This window comes from Psychrobacter piechaudii (assembly GCF_900162825.1).
Lineage (GTDB): Bacteria > Pseudomonadota > Gammaproteobacteria > Pseudomonadales > Moraxellaceae > Psychrobacter > Psychrobacter piechaudii.
Window position 1 is genome coordinate 1 of record NZ_FUGE01000105.1, and the last position, 9,724, is coordinate 9,724.

A 9,724-nucleotide genomic window follows, 5' to 3' on the forward strand; every position below is an offset into this window, starting at 1 on the left:
GTAAATGAGAGTTACACTACCCAGACCTGCTCGTACTGCCATAAAATAAGTGACAGTAGTCCAAAAGGTAGAGCAGGTCTGCGAATAAGAGGATGGACTTGTGCTGAGTGTGGCACATGGCATGATAGAGATATCAATGCTGCTAAGAACATCCTTGCGGTCGGGCTTGACCGTCTAGCTGTAGGAATCCCCTCGGTTTAGCGAGGGGAGGAAGTCAATGTTTCTATAGCTCTTCAATCTGTCTGGCCAAAGCCTGTAGATACGGCACAATATAACTGATGTAGCTATCAGCCTCCCACAGCGCTCTCGGAACACTGGCATTTAAGGAGTGAGTGTACTTGCCTTTAATACTGTCATATAGTGGAATGGCCACTGCCAAAATATCGGGTGAATATTCCCCATCGGATAGGCTATAACTGTGTTGATGATAAAAGTCAGCTGCCTGATTAAGCTTATATATGGCTTCAATCTTTTGCTCAGAGTCATCAGGGTAAGGTAGGCTGTTTATAACTTGCTGCTGCATTGATGGGGTAATCGCAGCATAATAAGCTTTGCCCAAAGCCGTCTTCTCAAGTGGCACCGTTGAGCCCACTGATAAATTCACTGCCAATCTTGCCGGACTACGATAACAGGCCACATAGCGCATTTCGCCCTCATCTTCGGTAGCAATATTGACTGATACCTGATGGGTGAGAGCAAACTCTCGCAGTAACGGTAGCGCCTCTTCAACGATATCTTGTCCTTGCCAGACACTGCTGCTTAATTTGAACAAATTTTTGCCCAATTTATAACTGTCATTCTTATTGCGCTTGATAAAGTTTAACTGTTGTAAAGTATGCAATAGGCGGCTGACAGTGGCTTTAGGCAGAGCGGTCTTGTCACACAGCATCTGATGGGTCAGTTCTTGCTCATATTCAAAGGCACTTAGCAACAGCAGCCCTCGTCCTAAAGCGGTAATAAAGGCTTTGTCATCCTGCTGTTTGGCTCTGTCTAAATGATCTTTTATTTCTGAAATTAATGTGTTTTTCATCAGCCTTATATCCATTGTGTTTTTTTATAGAGATAAAAAATAGGTTTTTCGACTATTGAAGCTCTTATCTTTTTAAGCTCTTATCTTTTTAAACTCTTATCTTTTTAAAAAACAAAAATATCTTTACTTCAATAATTAATTCTGTTTTAATTAATTCAATAAATGAAACACGGTTTCACTATGCGAAACAAGATTAAGTTTAGCAGTTTTATTTGAACTAATCTAGATTTATTAAAACTAGATTTATTTAAAGTAGACTTATTAAAAATAGCTAGCGCTTTTGATTCGCAGTCTCATCAAGCCAAGTTGTACAAATGACAGTTTACAAAAACAAGGAGTTCGTTATGTCAAACAATGCCCCAGCCACTCACAGACCTTCTTTTGAATGGTCAGACCCTTTTTTATTACATGATCAATTAACCGAAGAAGAGCAGATGGTGCAAAGATCGGCACATGATTTTTGTCAAAGCGAGCTTATGCCAGGGATTTTACAAGCCAACCGTCATGAGAATTTTGATCGCAATATCATGCGTCAAATGGGTGAGCTAGGTCTATTAGGTGTAACCATTGAGGGGTATGGGTGTGCCGGTTTATCAAGCGTGGCATATGGGGTGATTGCCAAGGAAGTAGAAGCAGTCGACTCAGGCTACCGCTCTGCCATGAGTGTGCAGTCAAGCTTGGTGATGCACCCAATCTGGGCTTATGGCACAGAAGCACAAAAAGAGAAGTATTTACCTAAGCTTGCCTCAGGCGAATACGTGGGCTGTTTCGGACTAACTGAACCAGACGCTGGCTCAGATCCAGGCTCAATGAAAACCCGTGCCAAAAAGGTAGACGGTGGCTATCAGCTTAAAGGTAGCAAGATGTGGATTACCAACAGTCCAATTGCTGATGTGTTTGTGGTGTGGGCCAAAGACGATGAAGGTGATATCTGCGGCTTTGTATTAGAAAAAGGTATGAAAGGCTTATCGGCACCGAAGATTGAAGGCAAGTTTTCACTGCGAGCTTCTATCACCGGTGAAATCGTAATGGATGATGTGTTTGTTCCTGAAGAAAATGCTTTCCCAGATATTCGTGGTCTAAAAGGACCGTTTGGTTGCTTAAATAAAGCGCGTTATGGCATTGCTTGGGGCTCTATGGGCGCAGCAGAGTTTTGTTGGAAAGCGGCTCGTCAATATACGTTAGATCGCAAACAGTTTAACCGTCCATTGGCGGCCACTCAGCTGGTACAGCTAAAGCTTGCTGATATGCAAACTGAAATTGTTCTAGGATTGCAGGCAGCACTACGTGTCGGCCGTTTGATGGACGAGCACAATGCTGCGCCTGAAATGATCTCCCTAATTAAGCGTAATAACTGTGGTAAGGCGTTGAACATTGCTCGTGTGGCACGTGATATGCACGGTGGTAATGGTATCAGTGATGAGTTCCACGTAATTCGTCATGTGATGAACTTAGAAGCAGTGAATACTTATGAAGGCACACATGATGTTCATGCGCTTATCTTAGGCCGTGCTCAAACTGGTATTCAGGCCTTTGGCTAAATAGCTGTTATTTAGCTAAATAGTTTTTATTGGCTTAAATAGCTTTTATAGCCATATAGATGGAAGGCAACAGCCGCCATAAGAGAGGTTTTGTTTCGGCTGTCATCAGCTGGCCAATCCTAACTTATGGCGGTTTTTTTATCGCCAAAACAGACATGAGGGATGATATGTTAAACAGTCAATCAACTGAGCCAGAGAGCACAGGGCAAAATTCGCAAGCCTTAAGTGGGATTAAGGTTTTGGATTTATCGCGGGTATTGGCAGGGCCTTCTAGCACCCAGATTCTTGCAGACTTAGGTGCTGAGGTAATAAAGGTAGAGCGTCCGGTGGTCGGTGATGAAACACGGCACTGGAATCCGCCAAGTTTTATCGATGACAACACGGGGGAACAGACAGCCGCTTATTTTGCCACTGTCAATCGTAATAAGAAGTCTATTACCGTAGACATCACTACGCCTGAAGGTCAGCAGCTAATCAGACAGTTGGCAGCAGATAGTGATGTGCTGGTAGAAAATTTCAAAGTTGGGGGCTTAAAAAAATATGGGCTGGATTATGACTCCCTAAAATCAGTCAATAAACGGCTGATTTATGCTTCATTAACGGGTTTTGGACAGACCGGTCCTGAAGCGCATAAGCCAGGATATGATTATATCATTCAAGGCTTATCAGGCCTGATGAGTATAACTGGCCCTAGTGATGGTGAACCGCATAAAGTAGGTGTTGCTGTGGTAGATTTATTCGCCGGTTTGCAGCTGACTGTGGGCATTCAAGCCGCACTTTTGGCACGCGCCAATACGGGAGTGGGACAGCATGTGGACGTGGCTTTACTCGATAGCGCCATTGCCATGCTTGCCAATATCGGTATGAATCAATTGGCGTCAGGCAAAACACCTACAAGATTGGGCAATGCGCACCCCAATATCACGCCTTATCAGGTATATGCTACTGCCGATGACAGTCACTTTATTTTGGCCTGTGGTAATGATGTTCAATTTGCCAAAGTGTGTGCGGTGATTGGTAAGCCGCTGCATGAAGACAGCCGATATAGCAGTAATCCTTCTCGAGTGGAAAATCGTGATAGCTTACAGCAAGTGCTAACTGGGTTGTTTAAAACCAAAACTCGTGAGCAGTGGCTAAAGTTGCTGCAGCAAGCCGGTGTGCCTTGCGGTCCTATTCATAATGTCACGGAAGCGCTGGCAATGCCACAAGTACAGGCTCGCGATATGATTGTCAGCTTTGAAGGCAGCCCAGTACGTGCTTTAGGTAGCCCGATTAAGTTATCTGGCACACCGGTTAGCTATCACAGTGCTCCGCCAGCCCTCGGTGCAGATACCGAAGCAGTGCTACAGAGCATGGGGCTTAGCGATGAACAGATACAGCAGTTGCGAGATAAGCAGATTGTTTGAGTGAGTGGCTGTATGGATGGTCTAAACTGAATTATCAATAAACAATATAGCCAACAAGCGTTTTCTTGTTGGCTGTGTTTTGTGATTCTACTTCACACTTATGCCCAGTCTTAAAGAGATATCTTTAGCCAGTGATAATAAGGCTTGACTCACCGCTTCACGATGCAGCTCAAATTCCTCTTTGACGAAGCTGATGGCCATGCCAGCCAATGGGTTACCGTCATTATCCACCACACAAGTTCCTAAACAGTACATTCCCTCTCTTAATTGCCCATCATCTAATGAAATACCCGTTTTGCGGACTTCATTCAACTCATCGATTAGCTTCTCAAATGTTTGCACACTGCACGAGGTATAGGCTTCAGGCATGTGCTGTCCAAATAATTGAGCCAGTGTTTCATCATCATAAGTTGCAAGCATCGCTTTACCTGTGGCTGCAAATGGCGCAGGTATACGCACCCCAGATCGGAAAGTAAAACCAAGTGGAGCAGGGGACTCATGACAGGCTAAGAAGACCACCTCTTTGCCATCAATCTTAGATAAGGTGACGGTGTGCTGCAATAAAAGGGGGTGATTGACAATTAAATCATGAAATACATCGATAATACTGTGCTGTTTTTCATATTTTCCTGCCCAGTAAAGTAGGTAGGAGCCAAGGTGAAAGCGATTGTCACGGTCTTTAAATACCAAATGCTTAGACAGTAGGCTCTGCAATATATTGTGAGTACTACTACGAGGTAGCTGTAATTGTTCGGCGATTTCTGCAGAGGTTAAAGGGTAGTTGGTATCGGTAATTAGGTCGAGAATTAAGCACATTCTGTCTATAGCAGGCACGCTAACAGTGGATTTCTGGTCGCTAGATTTCAAGTCGGTCATCCTATAAAGCACTCAAATAATGATTAAGTTAAGTCTATTTAATATAGTTTGAGCATAATAGCCTATCGCATGACCCTATGTCTTAACTTTATTTAAGTTAGCTTGCAGATTAGAAAAATTTGAAATCTGTAACTGGAGTATTGCAATTATGCTCAAAGTAAACTTATAATAAGTTATCTCGTATATGAAATGCAAATTCAATATACTGAATTATAAGGATAGGTAATTTAAATACTTCGATGACACAGTTATGAAGATTGCGACATCAAGCATTAACTGATAGAAGCAGTAACGAACTGCACTATAAAACAAGGATGGTTTACATGGTTACTTTGCAAAACTCTGATCTATTAAAAACTCAGTGCCTGGTTGGTGAGGGCTGGGTAGATGCCGAAGATGGCTCAACAATTGAGGTCACTAATCCCTTCAATGGCGAAGTGTTAGGTAGTATTCCTAGTTTAAGCCAGTCTCAAATTGAAAAAGCGGTTGCTGATTCTGAGCAAGCACAAATAAGCTGGGCTGCCAAAACTGCCGCTGAGCGTGCTACGTTATTACATAAATGGGCCGATCTGATTGATGAAAATCGTGAGGATTTGGCGGTATTAATGACGGCTGAGCAAGGTAAGCCTCTTAAAGAATCCCGCGGTGAAATCACTTATGCCAACAGCTTTATTCGCTGGTTTGCCGAAGAAGGCAAGCGTGTTTATGGCGATGTTATCCCTTCTACTAAATTGACCCAACGAATCACGGTTCTAAAACAACCTGTCGGTGTCTGTGCGGCGATTACGCCGTGGAATTTTCCTTCCGCCATGATTACCCGAAAAGCCGCCCCTGCCTTAGCTGCTGGCTGTACCATGATTGTTAAGCCTGCTACTGAAACCCCTTTTTCTGCATTGGCGTTAGGTGAGCTTGCGATTCAAGCGGGTATTCCCAAAGGCGTACTACAAATCGTTACCGGTAAATCATCTATTGTCGGCGGCGTACTGACTTCTGATAAACGGGTTCATAAGCTATCGTTTACAGGATCTACAGAAGTGGGTCGTACTTTGATGGCACAGTGTGCACCGACTATCAAAAAACTGTCTTTAGAGCTTGGCGGCAACGCTCCATTTATTGTATTTGATGATGCTGATCTAGAAAAAGCGGCCGATGGCTTAATTACAGCCAAATACCGTAACGCAGGTCAGACCTGTGTTTGTGCCAACCGCATCTATGTTCAAGACACTATTAAAGATGAGTTCTTAAAAATATTCTTGAAAAAAGTGGCTGAGTTATCAGTTGGAGATGGTCTAAAAGAGGGCGTAGATATCGGTCCTTTAATCAACCAAGGCGCCCTCCAAAAAGTCACTGCCTTACTACAAGATGCCTTAAATAAAGGGGCAAATTTATTGGCTGGCGGCGATGTCAATGACGTCTCTGAGTTGACCATGAATCCTACGGTTATTAGTGATATCACTGCTGACATGGACATTGCTCACGAAGAGATCTTTGGCCCAATCACTACTATTTTTACCTTCAGCGATGAAGCAGAAGTCATTAAACATGCCAACGATACCATTTATGGCCTGGCTGCTTATTTTTATAGCAATGACTTAGCGCGTTCATGGCGTGCCTGTGAAGGCCTGGATTACGGCATGGTGGGTCAGAATACCGGTATTTTATCGACTGAAGTGGCACCGTTTGGTGGGGTTAAGCAATCAGGCTTTGGCCGTGAAGGGTCTAAATACGGTATTGATGAGTACATCACTATTAAGTATTGGGCTCAAGAGCTGGGGTAGCAATTTGTTAGACAGCCAATTAGTTACTATTCAGTGAACAATAAAAGTCTGGTTAATATCAGTGTTAGCCAGCCAAATTAAATCATAGTTGGGCTGACCAACGACATTTCATAGCAATGTAATTGTCTCAATACAAAGGATGTAGATATGAGTAAACAAACCAATCAATCATTATTAGAGCGCCGTCTGGCTGTATTACCAAAAGGTCTTGGTGTAGCCTTTCCAGTCTTTGCCGAAAAAGCGTTGAATTCAGAGCTTTGGGATGTAGAAGGCAACCGTTATATTGATTTTGTCGGTGGTATCTCAGTATTAAATACGGGTCATAACCACCCAAAAATCACAGACCGTGTACGTGATCAGCTAGATAAGTTTACCCATACTGCAGCTCAAATCGTTAACTATGAAAGTTATATAAGCCTTGCTGAGAAGCTGTGCGAGCTGGCGCCGATTAGTGGCGATAAAAAAGCGGTGTTTTTTACTACCGGTGCTGAAGCGGTTGAAAACACCATGAAAATTGCCCGCGCTTACACGGGTCGTCATGGCGTTATCTCATTCGCTGGTGGTTGGCATGGTCGTACCCATATGTGTATGGGACTAACGGGTAAAGTGATTCCTTATAAGAACAACTTTGGTCCTATGCCAGCGTCTATCTATCACGCTATGTTCCCAGCACCAGAGCTTGGGGTAACTGAAGAGCAGGCACTAGAAAGTATTGAGATGATTTTCCAGTCATCAATTCACCCCAGTGACGTGGCAGCCATGATTGTTGAGCCAGTACAGGGTGAGGGCGGTTTCCACCAAGTAACCCCAACGTTTGCCAAAAAACTGCGTGAGATCTGCGATGAGCACGGAATCGTACTAATTTTCGATGAAGTACAAACCTGCTTTGGTCGTACCGGTACTTTATTTGCCACTGAGCAATTGGGGGTTGAGCCAGATTTAATGACCAGTGCTAAGAGTTTGGCAGGTGGTTATCCTCTCTCAGCAGTTATCGGGCGTGCTGAAGTGATGGATGCCCCTCAGACAGGCGGACTGGGTGGTACTTACTCAGGGAACCCGCTGGGCTGTGTAGCTGCCCTTGCTGTGATTGAAGTTATCGAAGAAGAAGGTCTGCTTGAGCGCAGTAAAGTTATTGGCCAAACCATCGCTGACTTCTTAAAAGGCTTAAATAGCGACAAGATTGGTAATATCCGCTATAAAGGCGCGATGCTAGCTTTTGACCTAGTAGATGCAGAGGGTAATCCAGATGCAGAAGCAACCGCTAAGCTACGTGCCGATGCTTTCGATAAAGGCTTACTGCTGGCTTCCTGTGGCCGACACGGTAACGCCATTCGTATTATGGTGCCATTGACCATTTCTGATGAGGTGCTACAAGAAGGTCTGGACATCATTGGGGCATCTTTGTAGCGCTAAAGATTATCAGAAAGAAGTCACTGAATCTAATAATGTTATTCATAGGAAAGTGGGTGACATTATTAGATTGGGTTTAAATCATCAGATAAAATCAGGGAGTTGATATGTCTGGACTAAAAAAATCATTAGGCATGATAGATATCATTGCACTGGCTTTCGGTGCCATGGTAGGTTGGGGCTGGGTAGTGCTGGCAGGGGGCTGGGTTATTTCAGCTGGCATTTGGGGTGCAGTACTGGCCTTTTTAATGGGGGTCTGGCAGTTATCTTTATTGGCTTCGCTTATGCCGAGCTAGCAGCTTCTATGCCCATAACCGGTGGGGAGCACACCTATACCCATAGGGCACTTGGGGTGCATGTCTCCTTTATTTGCTCATGGAGTATCTTATTTGGCTATTTATCGGTCGTGGCCTTTGAAGCAGTTGCACTACCGACCGTTATCGAATATCTGATTCCAAATTTCAACCAAGGGTTGCTCTGGAATATGGCCGGCTGGGATGTCTATGCCTCTTGGGCAGGTGTGGGGATGATTGGCTCGATTGTGGTCACTTGGTTGAACATTCGAGGTATGGAAGTTAGTGCTTGGTTCCAGAAACTAGCGGTTGGCGGTATTTTAATCGTAGGTACTTTATTAATGATAGGGGCCATTTTATATAACTCTGCTAACTCTGATGCGGTTCAAGCACCTGCATTTATTGGCGGTATCGGTGGCATGATGGCGGTCATTGTAATGGTACCGTTTATGTTCGTTGGATTTGACGTTATTCCACAAGCTGCAGAAGAGATCGATTTAACCCGACCAAAAATTGGCATATTTTTATTGTTATCTTTGGTAGTAGCGGTGGCTTGGTACGCAGGCTTGGCTTGGAGTGTGGGTAAAACCTTGCCTTTAATTGAAGCTCAAAACTCAACCCTTGCCACAGCCGATGCCATGACCAATGCTTGGGGCGGAAAGTGGGCCGGTATATTATTGGTTATGGGCGGTGTGCTGGGTATTTTGTCGAGTTGGAATGCCTTCTTGGTAGGGGGTAGCCGTTTGATGTTTGCGATGGCCAAGTCGCATATGTTACCTAGCTTCTTAGCCAAGCTGCATCCTAAATATAACACCCCAGTTAATGCTATTTTACTAATTGGTGGTTTGGCTACTTTCGCCCCATTATTTGGTCGCCAAATGTTAGTGTGGATTGTTGATGCCGGTGGCTTTGGTATTGTTATCGCTTATACCTGTGTCGCAATCTCATTTTTGGTATTGCGTTATCGTGAGCCCGATATGGTCAGACCGTTTAGAGTGCCTGCGGGTAAATTAATAGGGGTAGTAACCATTATTTTAAGCTCTGGCTTACTGCTGTTATATTTACCAGGGATGCCTTCGGCGCTTACCGGAATTGAATGGGTTATCTTTTTAGGTTGGACCTTGTTTGGTATCCTGTTATATGTCTACTCTATTTCAAAAAATCCTGGCAAGAGTAAAGCCTATATGGATGCTGAGATTGTCGCTGTAAAAGAGATGAATGTGCAGTGGTTAAAAGACAATAAGCTGCTTTAAGTGATTTTCCTAACCCAATAAATGATTTAATAAAGTTCATTGACCTCCTCCCCTCGCTAAACCGAGGGGATTCCTACAGCTAGACGGTCAAGCCCGACCGCAAGGATGTTCTTAGCAGCATTGGTATCTCTATCATG

The 9,724-nt window shown here is 44.0% G+C and carries 9 protein-coding genes and 1 pseudogene; 7 read left to right on the forward strand and 3 right to left on the reverse strand.

The window, feature by feature from the left end; translation table 11 throughout:
• Nucleotides 1–201: zinc ribbon domain-containing protein (locus A1019T_RS05100; protein ID WP_143514085.1), on the forward strand; the 201-nt coding region annotated here is incomplete at its 5' end.
• A 22-nt stretch (nt 202–223) separates the two neighbouring features.
• Here the strand turns inward: A1019T_RS05100 and A1019T_RS05105 are convergent.
• Nucleotides 224–1,030, reverse strand: a complete 807-nt coding sequence (locus A1019T_RS05105; RefSeq protein ID WP_077450714.1) for an IclR family transcriptional regulator — start codon at nt 1,028–1,030, stop codon at nt 224–226.
• Between the two features lie 344 nt (nt 1,031–1,374).
• Between A1019T_RS05105 and A1019T_RS05110 the strand changes: the two genes are divergently transcribed.
• Both A1019T_RS05110 and A1019T_RS05115 read left to right on the forward strand, forming a co-directional pair.
• A complete protein-coding gene (locus tag A1019T_RS05110; protein ID WP_077450715.1) occupies nt 1,375–2,571 on the forward strand; it encodes an acyl-CoA dehydrogenase in 1,197 nt (398 codons plus the stop codon).
• Between the two features lie 167 nt (nt 2,572–2,738).
• A complete protein-coding gene (locus A1019T_RS05115; RefSeq protein ID WP_077450719.1) occupies nt 2,739–3,977 on the forward strand; it encodes a CaiB/BaiF CoA transferase family protein in 1,239 nt (412 codons plus the stop codon).
• An 87-nt stretch (nt 3,978–4,064) separates the two neighbouring features.
• On the opposite strand, the gene A1019T_RS05120 is transcribed toward A1019T_RS05115, so the two are convergent.
• Nucleotides 4,065–4,844 carry an IclR family transcriptional regulator gene (locus A1019T_RS05120; protein WP_208608035.1) on the reverse strand — a complete coding sequence of 260 codons (780 nt, stop codon included), beginning with the start codon at nt 4,842–4,844 and terminating at the stop codon, nt 4,065–4,067.
• A gap of 332 nt (nt 4,845–5,176) precedes the next feature.
• Between A1019T_RS05120 and A1019T_RS05125 the strand changes: the two genes are divergently transcribed.
• The 4 genes from A1019T_RS05125 to A1019T_RS05135 all read left to right on the forward strand — a co-directional run bounded on the left by A1019T_RS05125 (nt 5,177) and on the right by A1019T_RS05135 (nt 9,587).
• Entirely contained in the window at nt 5,177–6,631 is a 1,455-nt protein-coding gene (locus A1019T_RS05125) for an NAD-dependent succinate-semialdehyde dehydrogenase (protein WP_077450717.1), read from the forward strand.
• Between the two features lie 147 nt (nt 6,632–6,778).
• Entirely contained in the window at nt 6,779–8,038 is a 1,260-nt protein-coding gene (gene gabT, locus A1019T_RS05130; protein WP_077450718.1) for a 4-aminobutyrate--2-oxoglutarate transaminase, read from the forward strand.
• Between the two features lie 110 nt (nt 8,039–8,148).
• Entirely contained in the window at nt 8,149–8,337 is a 189-nt protein-coding gene (locus A1019T_RS13600; RefSeq protein ID WP_244156544.1) for a hypothetical protein, read from the forward strand.
• A gap of 8 nt (nt 8,338–8,345) precedes the next feature.
• On the forward strand, nt 8,346–9,587 hold the full coding sequence (locus tag A1019T_RS05135) for an APC family permease (protein ID WP_244156545.1): 1,242 nt from the start codon (nt 8,346–8,348) through the stop codon (nt 9,585–9,587).
• A gap of 56 nt (nt 9,588–9,643) precedes the next feature.
• Here the strand turns inward: A1019T_RS05135 and A1019T_RS13605 are convergent.
• A pseudogene (locus A1019T_RS13605) lies at nt 9,644–9,724 on the reverse strand (RNA-guided endonuclease TnpB family protein); the annotation flags it as partial.

Excerpts from the sequence above, each read along its gene's own strand:
- A1019T_RS05105 (WP_077450714.1), bottom strand. The coding sequence starts at position 1,030 with ATGAAAAACACATTAATTTCAGAAATAAAAGATCATTTAGACAGAGCC.
- A1019T_RS05110 (WP_077450715.1), top strand. The coding sequence starts at position 1,375 with ATGTCAAACAATGCCCCAGCCACTCACAGACCTTCTTTTGAATGGTCA.
- A1019T_RS05115 (WP_077450719.1), top strand. The coding sequence starts at position 2,739 with ATGTTAAACAGTCAATCAACTGAGCCAGAGAGCACAGGGCAAAATTCG.
- A1019T_RS05125 (WP_077450717.1), top strand. The coding sequence starts at position 5,177 with ATGGTTACTTTGCAAAACTCTGATCTATTAAAAACTCAGTGCCTGGTT.
- gabT (WP_077450718.1), top strand. The coding sequence starts at position 6,779 with ATGAGTAAACAAACCAATCAATCATTATTAGAGCGCCGTCTGGCTGTA.
- A1019T_RS13600 (WP_244156544.1), top strand. The coding sequence starts at position 8,149 with ATGTCTGGACTAAAAAAATCATTAGGCATGATAGATATCATTGCACTG.
- A1019T_RS05135 (WP_244156545.1), top strand. The coding sequence starts at position 8,346 with ATGCCCATAACCGGTGGGGAGCACACCTATACCCATAGGGCACTTGGG.